The following is a 22,382-nucleotide window of genomic DNA, read 5'->3' as shown; positions in this document are numbered from 1 at the left end:
CGAGAATCGTGCAGGGAGACAATCACAAGGTGGTTATTATTGGAGGCGGCATAACTGGTTTGGCAACTGCTTACTATTTGCAGAAGTCTGCAAAGGAATCAGGAAAGTCCCTTGATGTAAAGCTGATTGAAGCAACACATCGCCTTGGAGGGAAGGTACATACCGTAAAGAGAGATGGCTATGTAATTGAAAGAGGTCCGGATTCCTTCCTCGCCCGTAAGAGAAGTGCTTATCGGCTTGCAGAGGAAGTGGGACTGGAAAAAGAACTTGTTACAAGCACATCAGGCAAATCATTTGTTCTTGCACGGGAGCGCCTGCATCCGATGCCAGGAGGCTCTATTATGGGTATCCCTACTGAGATTGCTTCATTTATCACAACAGCTCTCTTTTCGCCAGGAGGCAAACTGCGGGCAGCAGCAGACTTTCTGCTGCCTCGGTCAGCTCCGGTTTCTGATCAGTCTCTCGGCGGATTTTTCCGCAGAAGGCTTGGGAATGAAGTTGTAGAAAATCTGATAGAACCTTTATTATCAGGAATTTATGCTGGGGACATTGATCAATTAAGCTTAATGTCAACATTTCCTCAGTTTTACCAGGTAGAACAGAAACATAGAAGTTTAATTCTCGGAATGAAAAAAGCAGCGCCAGCAGCTCCAAAAAAGGAGCAGCATAAGGAAGAGAAACAAGGTGCATTTTTAACATTTAAATCCGGGTTAGAATCATTTATTCATGCTATAGAATCAAAGCTTGAAAGTGGTTCTGTCTATAAAGGTCTCCGAACAGAGAACGTAATAAAACTCTCAAAAGGCTACAAAGTTTCAATGAATGGCGGAGTGGAGATTTTCGCTGATAGTGTTGTCTTGGCTGTTCCGCATCATGCTGCCGCAGCCATCCTTAACAAAACAGAGATAATGGATGAGTTTAAAGAAATGCCTTCCACCTCTGTTGCTACAGTTGCGTTAGCATTTCCGGAAAAAGCCATCATCAAAGATATAGACGGCAGCGGATTTGTCGTTTCGAGAAATAGCGATTACACGATAACAGCTTGTACATGGACGCATAAAAAATGGCCGCATTCAGCTCCAAAAGGAAAAGTGCTGCTCAGATGTTATGTTGGCCGCGCAAACGATGAGACAATCGTCGACTTATCAGATGATGCCATTATTGCAAGTGTTTTAGAAGACTTAAGAAAAACAATGGATATCACGATGGAACCTGAATTTTCTGTTGTTTCAAGATGGAAGGATTCAATGCCGCAATACACCGTTGGTCATAAAAAGCGAGTCAGCAGTACACAAGAACAGCTGTCAGCAAAAATGCCTGGCGTTTTCTTTGCGGGAAGTTCTTATGAAGGCTTGGGCATGCCTGATTGTATAGATCAGGGAGAAGAAGCAGTCCGCAAGGTTTTAGAATATTTGCATGACCCAATTCAGAAGGCAGCTTTTTGATAAAGGCTGTTTTTTTGTGGAATAATTAGAAGGTGTGCATATGTATTTAAGTTAACTATAAATTGGAATGATTAGAACTAAAAGATTCTAATCATTCCAATTTTTTGTTGCTACTGCTAAATATAATTTGGAAATTTGAGTGAAATGGAGCGGAGGCCCCTCGACTCCAGCGGGCTGCAGAGCAAAGGGTGAGACCCCGCAGGAACGAAGTGACGAGGAGGCTCAGCTTGCTCCCCGCGGAAAGCGAGGGACCGCAGCGCAGTGTAACGGTCTTTGTTTTAACATCTAAACATAAATCTAATTGTTCGTGTTTAAAATAGTTATTGTTGCTTTCTCATATCCTCTTTATACACTGAAAAAATCTTAAAGCTTAAATGTTTTAACCAGCTCCTGCAAATCTTCTGCCATTTGGGTCAATGCATTTGCAGAGGTAGTGATTTCTTCCATAGAAGCTAATTGCTCTTGTGTTGATGCAACGACTTCGTCAGAAGAAGCTGCATTCTCTGTTGAAATATTAGCAATCTCCACTACACCTGCTAATACTTGCTGTGTACCGGCAGACATTTGTTGAGCTGTAGCCGAAACTTCTTCTATTTGCGGAGCAATTTCTTTCATTCCCTCTAGTATTTGATCAAATTTTTCTTCCGTTTCTTTTGTTATTCTCATGCCTGATTCTACGTTGCTAGATACTTCTGTCATCATTTCTACGGATTTTTCTGTATCAATTTGCATTCCTTTAATGAGGTCAGCAATTTGTAAAGAAGAGCTTTGCGTCTGTTCTGCTAAACTTCTTACTTCTTCTGCAACAACCGCAAACCCTTTACCATGATCACCAGCTCTTGCTGCTTCAATGGATGCATTTAAGGCAAGCAGGTTTGTCTGATCGGTAATGCCTTTAATCACTTCTAATATCTTGCCGATTTCCTGTGAACGATCATATAATGCCTTAATGATTTTACTGGACTCTATGACGGATGATTGAATGCTGTTCATCTGGCTCACATTAAGTTGAATCGATTTTGCGCCTTCGTCTGCATGTTCACTTGTTTTGGATGTTAAGTGAGCAACGCTGCTGCTGTTTTCTGCAATTCGCTGAACGCCAGTTGAAATTTCTTCAAGTGCTCTTGTACTTTCGCTGATGCCGCTTAATTGACTGTCAGCACCGCTTGAGACTTGCTGAATTGTATTGGCAACATGTTCCGTTGCACTCGTTGTCTGTTCAGAGCTTGCTGTAAGTTCTTCAGATGAAGCAGCAACTTGATTAGAGCTATCATTAATTTGAATAACCAGATGCTTAAGGCTGCCGATCATTTCATTGAAGGAAGTCTCAATATTCTTCATTTCATCTTTTGTTTGCAGAGAAACTATTTCTGTTAAGTCCCCTTTTGCAACCCTTTCAGCCGATTCACTTAATTTGATGATATTGTTGCGAATCGAAAAGTAGAATCCTATAAAGACGTAGGTCAGCAAGAGAAACACAATTATAGTTAGTGAAAGGACAAAGGCTATTTTCATTACTCTGCTTTCAACCGATCCGTTTACTCTGCTGACAATTTGATTCATACTTTCTTCTTCAAGTTCAAATGCTTTATCAATCGTTTCTGTTGAAACAGTATAAAACTCTTCTGAACTAATAGAAATCTCTTCTGCATTAAAGAGTTCTTGTTCAAGAATTGACAATAGCTTATTCGTGTCATTGATTACTTTCTCGTTTGGCACTTTAAAAGCTGATTCCATTTGCTCATCAATGCTGACCATTTCCACTTCATGCTGTAAGTTTTGTACATATTTATGAATCAATGATTCTAAGGATCGAAGCTTACTCCTATCAGAAGCTGTCATTTCACCAGAAGATATGACAGAAAGTCCATAAGCCCGGACTTGTCCTAAAGTTTCCGTCAATTGTGGGATTGTTTTGACATTAATTTGAGCTAGGTTCAACCCCGGTGTGCTGTCTGCATGTAATAATCCTGTGTCTTCAGCTGAATTTAAGATATGTGATAATAGCAATTCAATATATTGATTATGGACTTCAATAGCTTCATTTGCTGTAAGTGTGTCTAGAGACGATTCGATTTCATCCCAATCACGAAGCAGTATTTCCCACTCTTCTCCACCTTGAATGGTACTGCTATTTTTCTGAATATACTCTTCTATTCCCTGAAAGGCATCATGAATTTCAGATTGTTTTTCTTCTATTTGGTTTTTGAAAGAAGAGTCTCCTTCAAGCAAACTAACTGATAGTGCTCTATGTTTTTGAACATTTTCAAGCAGATTTTTTAACTGTACACTATGTTCTGCACCTATTTGGCGTGTTTTTGAAGCTGTGAGCTGTTCATTTATATCTGTTAAATACAAATACAGCAAAATGATGATCGGAACAGCTATTAATGCTCCAATAAGGCTAAACTTTGCTCCAAACTTCATTGAGTTCATTAAGGAAGTTACGGGTTTGAATATTTTTTTCATGTTGTCTGATCCTCCTGGATGATTCCTAGTTGATGAAATGATGTCAGCATCAAAATGAAAAAGCAGGCTGTTAATAAGAAGAATGTCGTTTAATAGTGAAAGATGCTACTGCAGGGAAAGGGGATAAACCATTGTAGTTGCAAAAAGCTTTGTTTCTATTCACGGCAATTTCTGAACCAAAAATCATTTTCATTGTAAAAATACTAGAACAGGCATTCAAATAAGGAAAATTTAAATCACTTTAACTATATCGGTAATGAAAATGTTTTTTATAGATAAGTTTTCGAAATCACTTTAAGTTTAAACTTTGTGAATTTTTTTGATTTTAACTGTTAATCATTCACATCTAGCATCAAGAACAATATGGCAGTTGCAATAAAATAGAATTCATGATAAATTACATCTATTGAAATGACCAATTTGTTCATTTGGTCAGTTTTGGGGTGAAGGAATGTCTGTTGATCGTAAAAGGTTAATCATTGAGGGTGCAACAAAGAGCTTTTCTTTATTTGGCTACAAAGCAACAACGATGGATCAGGTAGCAAAAATTGCAAATGTAGGTAAAGGAACGATTTATACTTTTTTTAAAAACAAAGAGGAGCTCTTTGATGAAATCATTTCAACATTAATTTCTGAAATGAAAAGGGAAGCCGATGAGGCGATTGATCCGGAGCTGCCTTTTCATGAAAATGTCCATCGGGCACTTTACAAAATTCTCGAATTCCGCAAAGAGCATCAGCTGACAATTAAACTCTTTCAGGAAGAAAAGGAAATGGGCACACCGGCTGTATTAGAGGTGATGACGAGGCTCGAGAATGCCATCATCCATTATGTGAAGGAAAAGGTGATTGAGGCGATTAAAAAAGGTGAGATACAAGCATGTGATCCAGAATTGACCGCCTTTATCATGTTAAAACTGTATGTCTCACTCATTTTTGATTGGGAGAAAGAGCACGAACCTCTCGAAAAGGAAAGAATAGCAAAAATATTTGAGCAATACGTATTTAAAGGATTATCTGTGTAGATAATCCTCCATTTTTTATTAAAATGACCAATTGAACATTACGGTCAATAGTACTGGAGGAAGGACAACTATGAAGGAAAGTTTACTAAAAGCAGAACTTAAATCCATTTTCGGCAATAAAAAAGTGCTGATTCCAATTATGGCTATTTTATTTATACCCATCTTATATGCGGGCATGTTCCTTTGGGCATTTTGGGATCCATATGGGCATTTAGATCAATTACCTGTTGCAATTGTAAACGACGACAAAGGTGCTGATTTTGAAGGTGAAGAACTGCAGCTGGGAAATGATCTGGTGGAAAACTTAAAGGAAAGCGCTGATTTTTCCTTTCATTTTCTAGAAAAAGACAAAGCTTATGAGGACCTTAAAAATGAACAATACTATTTGCTCGTTGAGATTCCTCAAGATTTCTCTGAAAACGCGACAACTTTGCTGAAAGATCATCCGAAGAAATTAGGTTTAAAATATGTTACAAACGAAGGCTATAACTTTTTATCCGGAAAAATAGGAGATTCAGCAATCGAAAAGATTAAATCTTCTCTATCAGAAAAAATTACGGAAACGTACGCTGAAAAGATGTTTGATAAAATGACAGAGGTTGCTGACGGTCTTGGCGAGGCAAGTGATGGTGCAGCTGAGCTTGATGCAGCTGCCAAAGAATTAAAAACGGGGTCAGGAGAACTTCATAAGAATCTAGTCACATTAGCAGAAAAATCCATTGTATTTAATAATGGAGTAGGTGAAATCAATAATGGTTCAAAAGAGGTTGCAAATGGTGCCGAGAATTTGGCCAGCGGCCTGCAGCAGCTGGAGGAAGGACATAAACAGCTTGAAGGAGCAGCAGGACAGCTAACAGCCGGTCAAAGCGATTTAGCCTCAGGTATTCAGCAGACTGAGGAAGGGATCCATGCTATTGCCGAAAAACTTCCCGCATTAATAGGCGGCACAGAAGAATTAGAGTCAGGTGCGAAAACACTATCATCATCTTTAGTACAGTGGAAATCTAGTGCTGATAAGGTAAGTAATGGTGTTAAAGATTTAAAGGCTAATCTGCAGGCAATGATCTCACAGCTTCCAAAAGATTCTCCTGGAAGAGCTGCTTTAGAATCAAGCTTAGAAAGTCTTATAGCTGGAACAACACAGCTTGCAGACTCTGCTTCCGATTTGTCTGCTGGTGCGACCGAGCTTGCTGCTGGACTAACGGGTTTACATGAAGGTCAAACAGGATTACAGCAAGGAGTACAAAAAATGGCAGAAGGGTCTGGAGCTTTAAAAAGCGGTTCTGACTCACTTGTGCAAGGACATTCAGACTTTCAAGCAGGCATGGAGCAATATGCTGCTAAATTTACAGAAGCACAGACAGGAGCAGCTGAGCTTGCTAAAGGAGCAGGTGAATTATCAGGCGGTGTTGGTGAGCTTACGAATGGATCTGCCAGTTTTGCAGATGGTACCAGAAAATTATCGGACGGTTCAACAAAGCTTGCAGATGGAAACGCCAAAATGTCTGACGGTTCTGGCCAGCTTGCAGACAGTTTAGCTAAAGGTGCCGATCAGGCTGGTTCGGTTCAGGCTACAGATCAGACAGTTAATATGATGGCGAGTCCAGTAGAACTCGACTCTGATGGCATCAGTGATGTGCCAAACTACGGAACTGGCTTAACGCCTTACTTTTTATCACTAGGATTATTTGTCGGTGCCTTATTGCTAACAATTGTTTTTCCGGTGAAAGAACCTGCGGCAGAGCCTAAAAATGCATTCAGCTGGTTTATCGGCAAATTTGGCGTGATTGCTGGTGTTGGTGTGATTCAAGCACTGATTGCTGCGTTTGTGATGCTGGTTGGATTAAACCTTGAGGTGCAAAATATAGGCTTGTTTGTTCTTTTTGCGATCATTACAAGCTTAACCTATATAGCAATCATCCAATTCCTAGTTACAAGCTTAGGAGATCCTGGCCGCTTTATCGCCATTATCATCTTAATTCTGCAGCTCACAACTAGTGCAGGGACATTCCCGCTCGAGTTAATTCCAGATGTTTTACAGCCAATTCATGCCCTTCTGCCAATGACTTATTCTGTTGCTGGCTTTAGAGCAGTCATTTCTAGCGGAGATTTCAGCTTTATGTGGCATAACGCAAGCTTCTTAGCAGGATATATGATTGTCTTCATAATGGGAAGCATGCTGTACTTTCAATTATTATATAAACGATTGCACGGAGGAACAGAAACCTTAACACATTGATACCATAAATATTTATCAAACCAAAACCCGAACATTTAAGCAGATCCTTTCAGTGATGATCTGCCGGATTGTTTGGGTTTTTTGATGCCTATAGCAGTGAGAATACACACTTCAGTCTGCTGAGAAACATGTTTTAATAGAGAGAGGTGCCAATTTCCTGAAGACTATAGTATTTATTTAATATGCCAATATCAAAAAAGTGAATTTATGGACATGATAAAGTATATTGGAATTAAGAAATTTAATTTGGAGGTTATCGGATGAAACTAACGGTTATTGGCTGCTGGGGCGGCTATCCAAAGATGAACGAAGCAAGCTCTGGCTATCTTTTAGAACATGAAGGTTTTCATCTGCTTGTAGATTGCGGCAGCGGTGTACTTTCGAAAATGCAGGAATATATTCAGCCGGAACAACTGGATGCTGTTATTCTTTCTCATTATCATCCTGATCATAATGCAGATATTGGTGTTCTGCAGCATGCCAGATTAATTCAGGGTTTCCTAGGAAAAGACATGCCGGAGCTGCCTATATACGCTCATGATGGAGATGGAACTGAATTTAAAAAGCTCTCTTATAAAAATATTACAAAAGGTATTAAGTATAATCCTAATCAGCCTTTAACTGTCGGCCCATTTAAAATTACCTTTATGGAAACGGTTCATCCTGTTCTTTGTTATGCCATGCGCATTGAAGCTGGCGGAAAAGTGCTGGTATACACGGCTGATACTGCCTACAAGGATGAATTGGCCAGCTTTAGCCAGGATGCGGATTTGTTAGTGGCTGAGTGTAATTTTTATGGAGATCAGGATGGCAGAAATGCAGGGCACATGAATAGTTTTGATGGAGGGAAGCTCGCAAATAGTGCGAATGCTGGGCACTTAGTCTTAACTCATTTACCCCATTATGGTAAACTTGAAATGCTGATTGAAGAGGCTGGGCAAGTGTTTAACGGCCCTATATCGCTTGCAAAAACAGGTGAATGCATACATATATAAGGAGTGAACAGAAATGTTATTTATAGATAACAAAGGCATTAATGATCCGCAAATTAACCTTGCGATTGAAGAGTACGCGTTAAAAAACTTGGACATCAATGAAACTTATTTATTGTTTTATATTAATGCTCCTTCCATTATTATTGGAAAAAACCAAAATACAATTGAAGAAATCAGCACAGAGTATGTTGAAAAGAATGGGATTACAGTCGTACGCAGACTCTCTGGCGGCGGAGCGGTTTACCATGATCTTGGAAATTTAAACTTTAGCTTTATTACAAAAGACGATGGAGAAAGCTTTCACAACTTCCGTAAATTTACCGAACCTGTTGTTAACGCATTAAAAAAGCTTGGCGTTAATGCTGAACTTAGCGGTCGTAATGACCTAACGGTTGAGGGCCGTAAGATTTCCGGAAACGCACAATTTTCTACTAGAGGCAGAATGTTTAGTCATGGTACGTTAATGTTTGATTCTGAGATTGATCATGTCGTATCCTCCCTAAGAGTTAAAAAGGATAAAATAGAATCTAAAGGAATTAAATCGATTCGAAGCAGAGTGGCAAATATCTCAGAATTCCTGCATGAAAAGGTAACAATTGAGGAATTCCGTACACTTCTATTAAAAAATATCTTTGGCGATATTGACGATATTCCTGAATATGTCCTGACAGAGGAAGATTGGGAAAAAATTCATCAGCTTTCTAAAGAAAGATACCAAAACTGGGATTGGAATTATGGGAAATCTCCAAAATTTGATTTGCAGCATTCTCACCGCTTTCCAGTTGGTTCAATAGATATCAGACTAAATGTCAATAAAGGCATCGTTGAAGAATGCAAAATATATGGTGACTTTTTTGGTGTAGGTGATGTTGGGGAAATTGAAGAGAAACTGACTGGTCAGCGCTATGAAAGAGCTGCGATTGAAGAAGCTTTAAAAGGGACAGACATCAAGCATTATTTTGGAAATATTACGATGGAAGACTTTTTACAATTAATATATTGATGGAAGACAGAGAGAAGTGCGTATTTTGCACTTCTTTTTTGCTCCATCTATTGCGGCAGGAAAGATCTTTTAATATAATAAATTTAGAAAATTTTTAATTATGAAATGAATGACTATTCATTCATTTCGTCATACAAAGGGGATGAAAGGATGAATCTGACAAAGCAATTGCATGAGACAGCTTTAAAAAATGGAAGCAGAACGGCGTATTATTTTATGGGAGAAAGCAGCACATATGGTGAATTAGATGGAGCAGTTACAAAGTTTGCATCTGCGCTGGCTGATTTAGGGGTAAAGCAAGGCGATCATATTGCATTGCTGCTTGGGAACTCACCGCATTTTGTGATCTCCCTGCATGGAGCGCTTAGACTTGGGGCTACTGTGATCCCCATTAATCCAATTTACACACCAGATGAAATTGCTTATATTGTGAATAACGGCGATGCGAAGGTTGTAATTATGCTTGATTTACTTGTACCGCTTGCCGAAAAAATGCATCAGTCGCTGCCGACGGTTGAACATTTTATCGTATGTGAAACACCGGGTGGACAGGCAGCCCAACAAGCTGACTCTTCCATAACACAGTCTAGTAAAATGAAATCGTTTACAAGTATGCTTTCGGCAGGAAATCATCACTTTCAAGGTCCTGATATTGAAGATGATGAAGTAGCGGTTATTTTATATACCTCTGGAACAACAGGCAAACCTAAGGGTGCGATGCTAACACATGGTAATTTATACAGCAACGCCAAAAGCGTGAGTGATTTTCTTCATATGAATGAAAATGATATTGTGATCACCACTCTGCCAATGTTTCATGTGTTTTGTTTAACCGTTGCATTAAATGCTCCCCTCTTGAATGGAGCAACCATTTTAATTGATCCAAAGTTTAGTCCAAAAGAAATCTTTAAGCTGGCGAAGGAATATAAGCCGACTGTTTTTGCAGGGGTGCCGACGATGTACAATTTTCTGCTTCAGTATGAAGAAGGCGAAGCTTCTGCGCTAGAAAGCCTGCGTCTTTGTATTTCCGGCGGTGCATCTATGCCTGTAGCCCTATTAACCAGCTTTGAAAAGAAATTTAATGTTGTGATCTCGGAGGGCTACGGATTATCTGAGGCTTCTCCAGTGACCTGCTTTAATCCGTTAGATTCCCCGAGAAAGCCTGGATCGATTGGACAGTCCATCATTGATGTTGAGAATAAGATTGTTAATGAACTTGGAGAAGAAGTTAAGCCTGGTGAGGTCGGTGAATTAATCGTCCGGGGTCCCAATGTTATGAAGGGCTATTATAAAGCACCAGAAGATACTGCAGCGGCTCTTCGGGAAGAGTGGCTGTATACAGGAGATTTAGCCAGACAGGATGATGAAGGATATTTTTATATTGTTGATCGCAAAAAGGATATGATTATTGTCGGCGGCTACAATGTATATCCGCGGGAAGTAGAGGAAGTTTTATACGATCATCCAGATGTGATTGAAACAGCAGTTCTTGGTATACCTGATGCTAATTTAGGTGAAGCGGTGCACTGTTTTATTGTCAGCAAAAATACGCAGCTAACCGAAGCAGACCTGTTGAGTTACTGCGGTGCGCATCTGGCAAAATATAAAGTACCCACTTCGATTGAATTTATTGAGGAGCTGCCGAAAAATACGACCGGAAAAATTCTGCGCAGAGCTTTACGAAATCAACTGGCAGAAAAATAATATGCCGAGCAGACCGCTTGAAGGTTTATGTGATTCCTGCATGAGCTTTATAGCGGTTTTTTTATTAGATTACTATAATTGAAAGGGTTTACATCTGTTGTTATTGAATTGTATTTATATAGATGTATAGAGGAGGGGCCGTTATGAGTAGTATTTTAGTAGAAAAGGTTAATTTTCTTAGTGTTATCCATTTAAATCGTCCAGATTCTTTAAATGCCTTTAATTATGAAATGCTAAATGAACTTCAAAATGTAATAGAAGGAATCCGGGTAGATAAGGATGTCAGAGCCGTTATTTTTACGGGAGCGGGAGAAAAGTCATTTAGTGTAGGCGCTGATTTAAAAGAGCGCAAAACATTATCACAGGAGGAAGTACGCCGAAATATTTACAAGATTGGAGAGGTGTTTACAGCAATTGACACACTTCCGCAGCCTACGATTGCAGCGATTAATGGTTTTGCCTTCGGAGGCGGCATGGAAATGGCTTTATCATGTGATTTTCGATTTGCTGTGAGAGATGCCAAAATGGGATTAACAGAGACTAGTCTAGGGATCATTCCAGGGGCAGGCGGGACACAAAGGCTTCCGCGGATTATTGGAGAAGCAAAAGCACTTGAACTTATTTTAACGGCGAAGCGATTTTTGGCAGAAGAAGCACTGGAATGGGGACTAATGACAGGGGTATCCGAAAAGCCGCAGCAGTTATTAGATGAATGCCATGCCTTTGCTGGGCTCTTACTCAAAAACGGCCCGATTGCCCTTCAGCAGGCAAAATTTGCAATTAAACAAGGCATGAATGCGGATCTGCAAACGGGATTACATATAGAGAGAAAAGCATATGAAGTAACGATTCCTACAAAAGACAGGGTAGAAGCATTGGGGGCATTCGCGGAAAAAAGAGCACCTGTTTTTAGAGGGGAGTAATAAAGTGATTGTCGTTAAGATCATACTTGGGCGTATGATCTTTTTCTTTTTAAAAGATATAAAGATAGAAGCGGAGGAGTAGGAGGTTGCTGCTCATTTAAAAGAGAGTATTATCCAGCTTAATTAAGGGGGAAATAGTATTTAATAGGAAACCTCGCAAATTTGATAGGAAAAGCTTTTATTTTGATAGGAAAGCGGGGAAGTTTGATAGGAAAGCGGGGAAGTTTGATAGGAAAACCAATAATTTTGATAGGAAACTCGAAAATTTTGATAGGATCGCAATAAATTTGCTTTGATTACTTCAATCTAAAAGGGAATCTCCTAATTTAAGGATTAGAAAACGGCATATTTTTAATAATAAACCCACTATTTAATTAAAATTTCACTTAAATCCCCACTTTTCATCGAATATACTTCCTCAGTCTATGTCACTCTCCCTAATACGCCGTAACATCATGTTAAATAACCAATCCTGACACATAAATTTCAAAATTATCCCTCAATTATAAAAAATCCCTTGAATTTGTTATAAAGCAGCTTTATAATTTAGTGAATAAAAGCATAAAAGCGTTAAAGTAGAGGGGGAACAAGAAATGAAAAAATTAATTTATAGTGCAGGGTTATTAAGTATGCTGCTGCTTAGCGGCTGCGGAAGCTCTGCAAGCGGTGATGAAGCAAATGGTACTGGCAACGGTGAGGATACTTATAAAATCGGTGTAACACAATTGGTCGAACACCCGTCATTGGATGCTGCCTTTGAAGGATTTAAAAAGGCGCTGGAAGAGGAAGGTCTTGAAGTTGAATATGATGTGCAAATTGCACAGGGAGATCAAAATAATAATCAAACCATTGCAAACAATTTTGTTGGAGATGGTGTGGATTTGATTTTTGCTAATTCAACGCCAAGTGCTTTAAGTGCTCTGAATGCGACAAGTGATATTCCGATTATCTTTACATCTGTTACAGATCCTGTCGGGGCGGAGCTGGTCAAGTCAGTGGATGAGCCAGGTGAAAATATTACAGGTACGATCGATAATCATCCAGATGCTATACCGAATACAGTGAAGTTTATGGATGAAGAGATCGACGGTAACAGTGTTGGAGTCGTTTATAATGCTGGTGAACAAAATTCCGTAGCGCAAATTGACCTTGTAAAGGAAGCGATGAAGTCTACAGATTTATCACTTGTAGAAGCGACGGTTTCAAATTCCTCAGAAGTAAAGCAAGCTGCCGAATCTCTAATTGGTAAAGCAGATATGATTTATATTATTACAGATAATACCGTTGTTTCAGCGCTTGAGTCTGTTATCCAAGTCGCAAATGATGAAGACCTGCCCTTGTTTGTAGGAGAATTAGATTCTGTCAGCCGCGGGGGCTTTGCAGCATATGGATTTAATTATGATGATATTGGCTATGAAGCAGGCATCATGGCAGCACAAGTATTAAAGGGAGAAAAACAGCCTTCAGAGCTTCCTGTTCAATATCCTCAAAATCTAAAGCTATTAATCAATAAAAATGCTGCAGCTGAAATGGGTGTAGAACTAAAGACAGAATGGGAAGAGATTGCGGAGTTTGAAGAATAATAGCGGCAAATAGAAAGGAAGAGCTTGTATGCCTATTGCAATTTTTAACTCTATAGAGGCAGGTGCGATATATGCCTTAATGGCATTGGGCGTGTATTTATCATTTAGAATCCTTGATTTTCCCGATTTAACGGTCGATGGCAGCTTTGTGACTGGTGCAGCTGTGGCTGCGGTGCTGATCGTCGGAGGAGTGAATCCATTTATCGCCACTGCCGCAGCCATGCTCAGCGGTTTTCTGGCAGGCTGCTTAACGGGTCTGCTTCATACTAAAGGAAAAATCAATCCTTTATTATCAGGGATTCTTATGATGATTGCCTTATATTCAATTAACTTAAGAATAATGGGGAAATCAAATATACCTTTACTATCTGAAGAAACGATGATGACAAAGCTTACTTCATTCTGGAAAAGCTTAGGGATTGATGAGTTTTTGGAGAGTATGATGCCAGGATTTATTCCAAAAACATGGGGAATTATTATCCTGATGCTGCTGCTTGCCTTTTTGTTTAAATTCCTGATTGACTGGTTCTTAAAAACAGATATCGGGTTGGCCATTCGGGCGGCAGGAGATAATGAAACAATGATTCGCAGCTTCTCAGCCAATACAGATTTATTGAAGGTGCTTGGCCTTGGATTATCCAATGCACTCGTTGCCCTTTCTGGAGGATTAATTGCCCAATATAATGGCTTCAGTGATATTGGCATGGGAATCGGCATGATTGTGATTGGGCTTGCATCGGTCATTATTGGCGAAGCGGTCTTTGGTGCAAAAACGATTGTGAGAGCAACACTTGCCATCATTGGAGGAGCAATCCTTTATCGAATTATTGTAACGCTGGCACTTCGTGTTGAGTTTCTAGATACAGGAGATATGAAGCTTATTACTGCTTTAATTGTTATTGGTGCCCTTGTCGTTCCGAAGCTGATTGAAAATCAGCGTGAAAGGCAGCGGCGTAAAAGAAGAATGGCAGAGGTAAGCAGAAACATGATGGAAAAGAGTGGTGAACAGCTTGCTGCAGCTAAAACAGATTCATAAAGTGTTTAATGAGGGAACCGCGGACGAGAAGACGGCGCTCAAAAATCTCAATCTTCATCTTGCACCTGGTGACTTTATGACCGTCATTGGCAGCAATGGTGCAGGCAAGTCTACATTGATGAATGTAATCTCTGGAAAAATGATACCCGATGTTGGGGAAGTCAGGATCGCTGAAAGTGATGTAACGTTTTGGAAAGAACATAAACGTTCAGAGCTTATCGGAAGAGTCTTTCAGGATCCTATGGCTGGCACAGCTCCTTCCATGACGATTGAAGAAAACCTGGCTATTGCATATACGAGAACACACCGGCGCGGATTGAAAATGGGAGTAGCAAAGAACAGACGCAGTTTCTTTCAGGAAAAGCTTGAAATGCTTCACTTAGGATTGGAGAATCGCCTGCAGGCAAAGGTTGGTCTTTTATCAGGAGGAGAACGTCAAGCATTGTCCTTATTAATGGCGACTTTTACTGAACCGAAAATTTTGCTGCTGGATGAGCATACGGCTGCACTTGATCCTTCAAGAGCCGAACTGATTACAGAACTGACGAAAACCATTGTGGCCAATTTTGGACTTACGACCTTAATGGTGACCCATAATATGCAGCAGGCACTTGATCTTGGAAATAAACTGATTATGATGGATAAAGGCCAAATTATTATGGAAGCTACTGAAGAGCAAAAGCAAGGGCTGACTGTTACAAGTCTGCTAGAAGAATTCCAGCGCATTCGCGGTGAACAGTTAACAAATGACCAGGCTATATTAATTTAATGATATGTTCATAAAAAGGCAGGATCAGCTTCTACTAGGTGATCCTGCCTTTGCATGGATAAAAGGGTGCTTAGGGGTAATACATAATAGCCTGAAAGCGAGTGACTTCATTCCCGGAGTTTTTATATGCATGATGCTGATCTGCGACAAATTTAATAGAATTTCCTTTATATATGGTGAAAATTTGTCCGTTTACATCAAGTTCAAGTACCCCGGACATGACAGTTATATACTCTTCTACGCCTTTTGTATGTTCTTGGGAAGTGTGAGTGTATCCAGATTCTAATTCAATTGTAAATACTTCAAACTTTCTGCGGGGATCAAAAGGGAATACTGTATAAACCCGATAGTTTCCATCCTCTTCCACCACGGGGTCGATGGACATTAATTCAATCATCTGGATCGTAGAGGGATCTTCTTTTATGAGGGAGGAAAATGATATTTGCAGTCCTTTGGCTATTTTCCATAATGTTGTTACTGTTGGGTTTGATTCTCCGCGCTCAATTTGTCCTAACATCGCTTTACTTACGCCTGTTAGGGCTGAACATCCATCTAATGAAAGTCCGCGCAATCGTCTTATATCCTTTAAGTTGCTTCCAATGTTTTTTTGAATATTCTCCATATTTACCTCCAATATGGTTGTCTGATAAAACGCACATATGTATAATATAATGGAAAAGTATGAATAAGTATATTCATTATAAATGATTTAGTGAAAAGAGCACTCTATTTGCGTTTACACTTTTTCGATTAAGGTGGTTACGGTATGACTGAAATTGCAATGAAAGAACAGACTTCTCCTTCTGATTTTAAAAGAGGGCTGCATTCAGGGCTGTCGATTGCAATCGGCTATGCACCGATTGCTTTAACATTTGGGTTATTAGCTAAGTCGACTGGGTTAACTCTTGTTGAAACCGTTATGATGAGTATGGTTGTATTTGCTGGGGCTTCTCAATATATGTCGCTGACCATGCTTACTTTAGGAACGAGTATCTTTGAGATCATTACGACAACTTTTATTGTGAATATCAGACATTTTTTGATGTCCGCAGCATTAAATGAAAAAGCGGATAATGATTCTACCTTCTCAAAAGCTGTTTATTCGTTTGGCATCACGGATGAAACCTTTTCGATCGCAGCTGTCAAGGAAGGGAGCATTTCGGCAGGCTACATGCTTGGTGTTAATCTAATCGCTTATGCAAGCTGGGTTGTATTTTCGGGAGTAGGCCATGTCATTGGAGCGAGTATTCCAGGTGTTTTACAGGACAGTATGTCGGTTGCTCTTTATGCCATGTTTATTGGACTGCTCGTTCCTTCGATGAAAAAAGGAGTAAAGGTTGTCATTCTTGCTGCCACATCGGCGTGCCTGAACAGTATTTTTACTGTAACGGAAAGTTTATCGACGGGCTGGTCAATTGTCGCGGCTACGCTGATCTCAGCTGTAGTGGTTGAGGCTGTACAATATATAAGAGAAGGAGGCGGGAAGTCCAGTGAATAGTGAAATCATGTGGATGATCATTGGAATGGGAGTGGTTACATACCTTCCGCGGCTGCTTCCTTTTATTCTCTTTAAAGGAGCAGAGCTTCCTGCCTTTGTTCAAGGGGTCTTGAAAAATGTTCCATATGCCACCCTGGGAGCATTAATTTTTCCGGGGGTTTTATTTATCGGGGAAGATATTTGGTTTGGTCTGCTTGGAGCCTGTGCGGCCTTTTTATTAGCGTATATAGGGGTAAATGTTATTTTTGTGGTGCTAGGATCGATTGCATGTTTAGCGGTTTACTCTTATTTAATTTAGTTTTTCTACTCGTATTTCCTTATCGTCATCTCATCTTCAAATTGTCCAAATTAGCAGTTCTAATTTTTGTGATTTATACTACACTAATAAGGACAAGTTTGTACAAGGGGGGATGAGATGGCAAGGAAAATTGGCTTATATGGGATTTTAGCCTATTGTTTATATGGGTTATTTTTTTATTGGTATTTATTTTATTTTGCGGATGCAAGTCTTCCGTTTGAATATGAAGGTTCGCGCGCAGACCCTGCGACATTTTTAAATGGCAGAGAGCTGATGCTGAGTGAGGAATATTCAAAGATTAGAAATCTGCTCTTCTTTTTGTCTACGCCATTTGAATGGCTGCTTTACCTATTTATCTTATTATTCGGTCTTTCGGGCGTTTTTAAAAAATGGGCAGAGCAATCTTCAACTTATAAATTTGTACAAACCGTTATATATGTGGCATGGCTTTCGTTTATTGCATTTGCAGCAACATTGCCTTTAAGCTATATCAGCTATTCCTTATCTAAAACATATAATATTTCAACACAAAGCTTCAGCAGCTGGATGAAGGATGAGTTAATCGATTTCTGGATTAATTTTGGCACAATAGCGATCATTGCAGCCGTTCTATATTGGCTAATGAAAAAAAGCATTAAACGCTGGTGGCTTTATGCATGGCTCCTATCCGTGCCGTTTTCATTATTTATTATGTTTTTACAGCCGGTAATCATTGACCCGCTCTACAATGACTTTTATCCGTTAAAAAACCAAGAACTTGAAGAGAAGATATTAAACCTTGCTGATCAGGCGAACATACCTGCTGAGCACGTGTTTGAAGTAAATATGGCTGAGAAAACAAATGCTCTGAATGCGTATGTGACGGGTATTGGCTCTAACTCCAGAATCGTGCTTTGGGATACGACCTTAAACAGACTGGATGATGACCAAATTCTCTTTATCATGGCACATGAAATGGCCCATTATGTGGAAAAGCATATTTATATTGGTATCGCGGGTTATTTGCTGCTCACCTTAATTGGTTTGTTTTTAGCTGCAAAAATAATGGAAGCGGTTGTTGCTCGTTTTGGCAAAGCGCTGAGAATTCCAGCGGTTGATGATATTCGCTCTTTTCCGTTGTTTTTGATGATTATTTCAATGCTGCTTTTTGTGGCAAGTCCTTTTGAGAATCTGGTTTCCCGGTATCAGGAGACACGGGCAGATACTTATGCAATTGAAATGACTGAAAACGCGGATGCTGCCATAGGTACTTTTCAAGAGCTGACTCGTGCAGGACGAAGTCAAGTGAACCCGCCGCTTTTAGTAAAGATTTTCCGCTATGGACATCCAACCATGCTAGAGAGAATTTCTATGCTGGAGGAATATGCAATTGAAAAAAGAAATCAAGAAAAAAGCGAGCAGGGTCAATGATCTGCTCGCTTCTAATGAAAAACCTCTCCAAAGTTAGGAGAGGTTTTTCAATTATGTTCCAAATTGTTTTGTGAGTTCCTTATATTCGTTTGCTAACGACATAAATTGCTGCTTATCATGCTGATCGATGGCATTGTCAATCTTTTTCAATAAGGTTTCTTTTTTCTGCAGTAATGTAGCTTCATACACGAGCATGTCAAGATAGAGATCTAAAACAAAATCTTCCTTCAATCTTTTTCTCTTCATCATACGGGCTTTTGTCAGTTCGGTGTTTGAATGTTCTTTCAAGAAAATCACCTCAGCTGCTTTTTAATAGTGTATGTAAGAAGGGCATGTGCAATCATTTTATTTTGAATTTTTAGAAAATATTTATTCAGGGGTATAATTGTGAACATTTTAGGAATATTGGCACAATTTAATTTCATAACCTGTACATTTCGTTATACTTGAAGGGAGATTATGTAAAAGGAGCTGAAAAGAATGTCAAAGACAATTATTGACGAATATGAGATCAACCCTAACACCATGATTATTCGCCCAATTCCATATGGCAGTAAAATATACTCCCATATTATTGAATTGGATGATGAAATGACTTCCCCTTTTAAACCATTGGATATTATCAAGGAAGGCTGCAGGTTTTTTGGATCAAGCTATGAAGGACGCAGGGAAGGCACTAAGCAATTGACTGGATACACTCATAAGCTTCCAATCACCATTGACTCCACAAATTATCTTTATTTTTTCCCTACCTCATCTGCTACAAAAAATGGATGCACATGGATTTCTGCTGAGCATATTTATTCCCATAAGCGCACGGAGGATGGAGAAACAGAGATTACGTTTAAGAATCAGCTAAGTCTCAGGCTGCCTGTTTCGTACAATACGTTTAGAAATCAGATCATGCGAACAGCAGTATTAAAAACAACCTTAATGCGCAGAATTGAAGAATCGGAAAGAAAAACGCTTTTTTTTGTAAGCGAAAAGAGGCCTAGAAGGTCATCATATAAAAAACAGCTAAGGAAAGAACGCGATTAATCGTGGTTTTAGCAGGTGAGGTCATGGAAATCACCTTGGGACTGCTGGCTTTTTGAAATTATAAATCTGTTTCCTCACTTGTTTAAAAAATTATGCTTCAGAGCGTGTTCGGTCGGATATCTTTAGCTGAATAATGTATCTTTTAAATAAATAATATTCAAGGAGCTCCTGAACTTTATTGCGGATTCGCGGATTAAAGTAATTGTGATGTTCTTCATAGCCTTTGTAAAGAAACATAAACATGGTGAACGCATCATCGCTTTTAATCTGTTCTACTTTCAGGCGGTTATTGCTCATATACTTTTTTACCTCTGCAAGTTCCCTCTGAATTGCCTTCAGGGTTTCTTCCACTAAATTCAAATAAGGCTGTTTTAATTTAAAAGGGCTTTTTTGGATGACTTGAAGATCGCGATTTAAAATAGTTAAAACCATCGGCAAATAGATGGCTTGCTCCATGATGTCCCGATCTGCTTCTGGAATTCTCGTCATTTTTTCCTGCTCCCTCACTTGGTATAGAACATTTGTTCTCTTTTTATTCTACAACGGATTTTTTTACATCGCAACTGTTTCCAAAAAATCACTTCTTATTTTGTGATGATCGGGAACCGCCTCTATTCTTAATATGTGTAGCTCATTGAAAAAAATTGTAGAAATAAGAAGGGTATTTATTTCAGATGTCGAAATATTGAAGGTGGAATATTTAATAAGGGGATGAAAAGATGGAAAAGAAGCAATTGCGTGCAATAAAGGCTGAGGATTTATATAACTTAAAGTCGGTTGTGGATCCTCAGCTTGCTGCTAATGGCAGTGATCTTGTTTACACACAAACAATTGCCAGCGAAGAGAAAAACGGATACTGCTCTAATATTTATTATTTGAATACAGAGCAGGGAATAGAAGTGCAATGGACATTCGGAAAAGCCAGAAATCATTCAGCGCGCTGGTCTCCAGATGGGAAAAGCATTGCTTTTGTGTCTGATCGTGATGGCAAATCACAAATATACATATTGAATAAAGATGGTGGTGAAGCCCGTCAGCTGACCTCATGCCTGCACGGTGCATCCAATCCAATCTGGTCGCCAGACGGCACAAAAATTGCTTTTACTACTTCTTTAAAAGAAGGAGAGTCTGTTTCAGATCAGCCTGATAAAGATAAAGAGGAGAAACCGGCTCCTCTAGAAATTGATGTGATGAAGCATAAGTCGGATGCTGCTGCCTTTTGGGATGGCAAATATAAATATGCAGCTGTTGTAGCTGTTGAGACTGGTGAGGTTGAAGTAGTAACTTCAGGACAATATGATTATCATGTGCACTGCTGGTCGCCTGATGGACAAACAATGGTAGTGACGGCAGATTTAGCCGAGGATAAAGATTTTTCATTTCAAAATGACGTTTTTCTGTTAGATATGTCTTCTAAGGAATTGAAGAATTTAACTAATGGTACAGGCTTTTTTGGAAATATTTCGTATTCGCCAGATGGAAAATATTTAGGGATGACAGGGCATACGCGTGAGTATGAAAATGCTACATTAACAAAAATCTGGCTATATCATCTGGAAGAAGCGGCATTAACATGTCTTACGGAGGAATGGGATACTCTTGTTGGCGATTTCGCCATTGGTGATTTTCAGCAGGGTGCGGTTAACCCTGGAATTCTTTGGGGAGATGATAGCCGCAGCTTTTATTTCATTACGACTGATCATGGCAGTACCGCTGTTTATTATGGGTCAATTGATGGAGAGATGTACCCAACCCTGCATGAACGTCAGCATGTGTATGGATTGACTACGGGAGGAAGCCTTGATAAAGCAGTAGTTGCCATCAGCAAACCATCAGAGCCTGGTGACCTATTTTATTTAACGATATCAACCGGTGAATTAAAAAGACTGACAAGTGTCAATGCCGAGTTCTTACAGGAAGTTGAGTTAGCAGACGCAGAGCCGCTGCAGTTTAAGTCTTCAGATGATTGGGATATTCATGGCTGGCTCATGAAGCCGGCAGGATATAAAGAAGGAGATAAGCTCCCTCTAGTCGTGGAGATTCATGGCGGACCACATGCAATGTACGCTAATTCGTATTTTCACGAGTTTCAATGTCTTACAGCAGAAGGAAATGCTGTCTTATTTATTAACCCGCGCGGTAGCCACGGGTATGGCCAGAAATTCGTAGATGCTGTAAGAGGAGATTATGGCGGCAAGGACTACGAAGATATTATGGAAGCAGTTGATCATGTGCTGGCTAATTATGACTTTATTGACAGTGATCGTCTCGGAGTTACCGGAGGCAGCTATGGCGGCTTTATGACAAACTGGATTGTTGGTCATACAAATCGCTTTAAAGCAGCTGTTACGCAGAGATCAATATCCAATTGGATCAGCTTCTATGGAGTAAGTGATATCGGTTATTATTTCACAGACTGGCAAATTCAGGCGGACTTGAATGATATAGAGAAGCTATGGAAGCATTCCCCGCTTGCTTATGTGAATAACATAGAAACACCACTGCTTATTTTGCATGGTGAAAAGGATTATCGCTGTCCAATTGAGCAGGCGGAGCAATTATTTATTGCCCTGAAGCATCGGAAGAAAGAAACGAAATTCATCCGTTTCCCGGAAGCCAATCATGAACTATCGAGAAGCGGAAAGCCAAACTTGAGAATAGACAGACTAAACTATATTACAGGTTGGTTTAATGCCTACTTATAAAAAAGAAAAAAACGAGGCTGGGTCATAAGTATTTAACACTCTCATAGAACCGAATGGTTAGGAAGTCATCTTTCTAATCATTCGGTTTTTTTACGATTATAAAATGTGTTTTATTAGCATGAGTGAAATGGAGCGGAGGACCCTCGACTCCTGTGGGCAATAGAGGAAAAGGTGAGACCCCGCAGGAGCTTGCTCCGAGGAGGCTCAGCTTCCTCCCCACGGAAAGCGAGGGTCCGCAGCGCA

General features: G+C 39.7%; 19 protein-coding genes. 15 read left to right on the top strand and 4 right to left on the bottom strand.

Going from position 1 to position 22,382, the window contains the following annotated elements:
* Window positions 1–8 precede the first annotated feature (8 nt).
* Complete coding sequence (gene hemY, locus B7E07_RS16285) at window positions 9–1,445, top strand: protoporphyrinogen oxidase (protein ID WP_080847455.1); 1,437 nt, start codon at window positions 9–11, stop codon at window positions 1,443–1,445.
* A gap of 363 nt (window positions 1,446–1,808) precedes the next feature.
* Here hemY and B7E07_RS16280 read toward each other — a convergent pair whose 3' ends face one another.
* Window positions 1,809–3,914 (bottom strand): methyl-accepting chemotaxis protein, encoded by a 2,106-nt coding sequence (locus B7E07_RS16280; RefSeq protein WP_080847452.1) that lies wholly within the window; start codon window positions 3,912–3,914, stop codon window positions 1,809–1,811.
* Window positions 3,915–4,365: 451 nt separating this feature from the next.
* Between B7E07_RS16280 and B7E07_RS16275 the strand changes: the two genes are divergently transcribed.
* The 9 genes from B7E07_RS16275 to B7E07_RS16235 all read left to right on the top strand — a co-directional run bounded on the left by B7E07_RS16275 (window position 4,366) and on the right by B7E07_RS16235 (window position 15,190).
* Window positions 4,366–4,938 (top strand): TetR/AcrR family transcriptional regulator, encoded by a 573-nt coding sequence (locus B7E07_RS16275; RefSeq protein ID WP_080847448.1) that lies wholly within the window; start codon window positions 4,366–4,368, stop codon window positions 4,936–4,938.
* Window positions 4,939–5,008: 70 nt separating this feature from the next.
* Entirely contained in the window at window positions 5,009–7,177 is a 2,169-nt protein-coding gene (locus tag B7E07_RS16270) for a YhgE/Pip domain-containing protein (protein ID WP_080847445.1), read from the top strand.
* A gap of 260 nt (window positions 7,178–7,437) precedes the next feature.
* On the top strand, window positions 7,438–8,172 hold the full coding sequence (locus B7E07_RS16265; RefSeq protein ID WP_080847444.1) for an MBL fold metallo-hydrolase: 735 nt from the start codon (window positions 7,438–7,440) through the stop codon (window positions 8,170–8,172).
* 13 nt (window positions 8,173–8,185) lie between these two features.
* On the top strand, window positions 8,186–9,175 hold the full coding sequence (locus B7E07_RS16260) for a lipoate--protein ligase (RefSeq protein ID WP_080847441.1): 990 nt from the start codon (window positions 8,186–8,188) through the stop codon (window positions 9,173–9,175).
* Window positions 9,176–9,325: 150 nt separating this feature from the next.
* Window positions 9,326–10,879 carry a fatty acid--CoA ligase family protein gene (locus tag B7E07_RS16255; RefSeq protein WP_080847439.1) on the top strand — a complete coding sequence of 518 codons (1,554 nt, stop codon included), beginning with the start codon at window positions 9,326–9,328 and terminating at the stop codon, window positions 10,877–10,879.
* A gap of 143 nt (window positions 10,880–11,022) precedes the next feature.
* Window positions 11,023–11,802 (top strand): enoyl-CoA hydratase-related protein, encoded by a 780-nt coding sequence (locus B7E07_RS16250; RefSeq protein WP_080847436.1) that lies wholly within the window; start codon window positions 11,023–11,025, stop codon window positions 11,800–11,802.
* A 593-nt stretch (window positions 11,803–12,395) separates the two neighbouring features.
* Window positions 12,396–13,385: an ABC transporter substrate-binding protein gene (locus B7E07_RS16245; protein WP_080847433.1), complete on the top strand. Its 990-nt coding sequence runs from the start codon at window positions 12,396–12,398 to the stop codon at window positions 13,383–13,385.
* A gap of 28 nt (window positions 13,386–13,413) precedes the next feature.
* Entirely contained in the window at window positions 13,414–14,421 is a 1,008-nt protein-coding gene (locus B7E07_RS16240; protein WP_080847430.1) for an ABC transporter permease, read from the top strand.
* On the top strand, window positions 14,396–15,190 hold the full coding sequence (locus B7E07_RS16235; RefSeq protein ID WP_080847427.1) for an ABC transporter ATP-binding protein: 795 nt from the start codon (window positions 14,396–14,398) through the stop codon (window positions 15,188–15,190). The genes B7E07_RS16240 and B7E07_RS16235 overlap by 26 nt, the downstream gene beginning before the upstream one ends.
* 70 nt (window positions 15,191–15,260) lie before the next feature.
* On the opposite strand, the gene B7E07_RS16230 is transcribed toward B7E07_RS16235, so the two are convergent.
* Window positions 15,261–15,812 carry a helix-turn-helix domain-containing protein gene (locus B7E07_RS16230; protein WP_080847424.1) on the bottom strand — a complete coding sequence of 184 codons (552 nt, stop codon included), beginning with the start codon at window positions 15,810–15,812 and terminating at the stop codon, window positions 15,261–15,263.
* A gap of 144 nt (window positions 15,813–15,956) precedes the next feature.
* On the opposite strand from B7E07_RS16230, the gene B7E07_RS16225 reads away from it, so the two are divergent.
* From B7E07_RS16225 to B7E07_RS16215, 3 genes are all read left to right on the top strand, one after another.
* Window positions 15,957–16,688, top strand: a complete 732-nt coding sequence (locus B7E07_RS16225) for an AzlC family ABC transporter permease (protein WP_080847421.1) — start codon at window positions 15,957–15,959, stop codon at window positions 16,686–16,688.
* Window positions 16,681–16,986 (top strand): AzlD domain-containing protein, encoded by a 306-nt coding sequence (locus tag B7E07_RS16220; protein ID WP_080847419.1) that lies wholly within the window; start codon window positions 16,681–16,683, stop codon window positions 16,984–16,986. The genes B7E07_RS16225 and B7E07_RS16220 overlap by 8 nt, the downstream gene beginning before the upstream one ends.
* A 117-nt stretch (window positions 16,987–17,103) precedes the next feature.
* Window positions 17,104–18,396, top strand: a complete 1,293-nt coding sequence (locus B7E07_RS16215; protein ID WP_080847416.1) for a M48 family metallopeptidase — start codon at window positions 17,104–17,106, stop codon at window positions 18,394–18,396.
* A 51-nt stretch (window positions 18,397–18,447) separates the two neighbouring features.
* Here the strand turns inward: B7E07_RS16215 and B7E07_RS16210 are convergent, their stop codons facing one another.
* Complete coding sequence (locus tag B7E07_RS16210; RefSeq protein WP_257391473.1) at window positions 18,448–18,693, bottom strand: IDEAL domain-containing protein; 246 nt, start codon at window positions 18,691–18,693, stop codon at window positions 18,448–18,450.
* Window positions 18,694–18,876: 183 nt separating this feature from the next.
* Here B7E07_RS16210 and B7E07_RS16205 point away from each other — a divergent pair, with 183 nt between their 5' ends.
* A complete protein-coding gene (locus B7E07_RS16205; protein ID WP_080847414.1) occupies window positions 18,877–19,434 on the top strand; it encodes a competence protein ComK in 558 nt (185 codons plus the stop codon).
* 90 nt (window positions 19,435–19,524) lie between these two features.
* On the opposite strand, the gene B7E07_RS16200 is transcribed toward B7E07_RS16205, so the two are convergent.
* On the bottom strand, window positions 19,525–19,923 hold the full coding sequence (locus tag B7E07_RS16200; RefSeq protein WP_080847413.1) for a hypothetical protein: 399 nt from the start codon (window positions 19,921–19,923) through the stop codon (window positions 19,525–19,527).
* A gap of 230 nt (window positions 19,924–20,153) precedes the next feature.
* On the opposite strand from B7E07_RS16200, the gene B7E07_RS16195 reads away from it, so the two are divergent.
* Window positions 20,154–22,139 carry a S9 family peptidase gene (locus B7E07_RS16195; protein ID WP_080847409.1) on the top strand — a complete coding sequence of 662 codons (1,986 nt, stop codon included), beginning with the start codon at window positions 20,154–20,156 and terminating at the stop codon, window positions 22,137–22,139.
* Window positions 22,140–22,382: the final 243 nt, after the last annotated feature.

The sequence above is a fragment of the Cytobacillus gottheilii genome (assembly GCF_900166665.1).
GTDB classification, from domain to species: domain Bacteria; phylum Bacillota; class Bacilli; order Bacillales; family Cytobacillaceae; genus Cytobacillus; species Cytobacillus gottheilii_A.
Note: the sequence above shows the minus strand (reverse complement) of the source record. Positions and strands in the feature narration are given on the sequence as shown.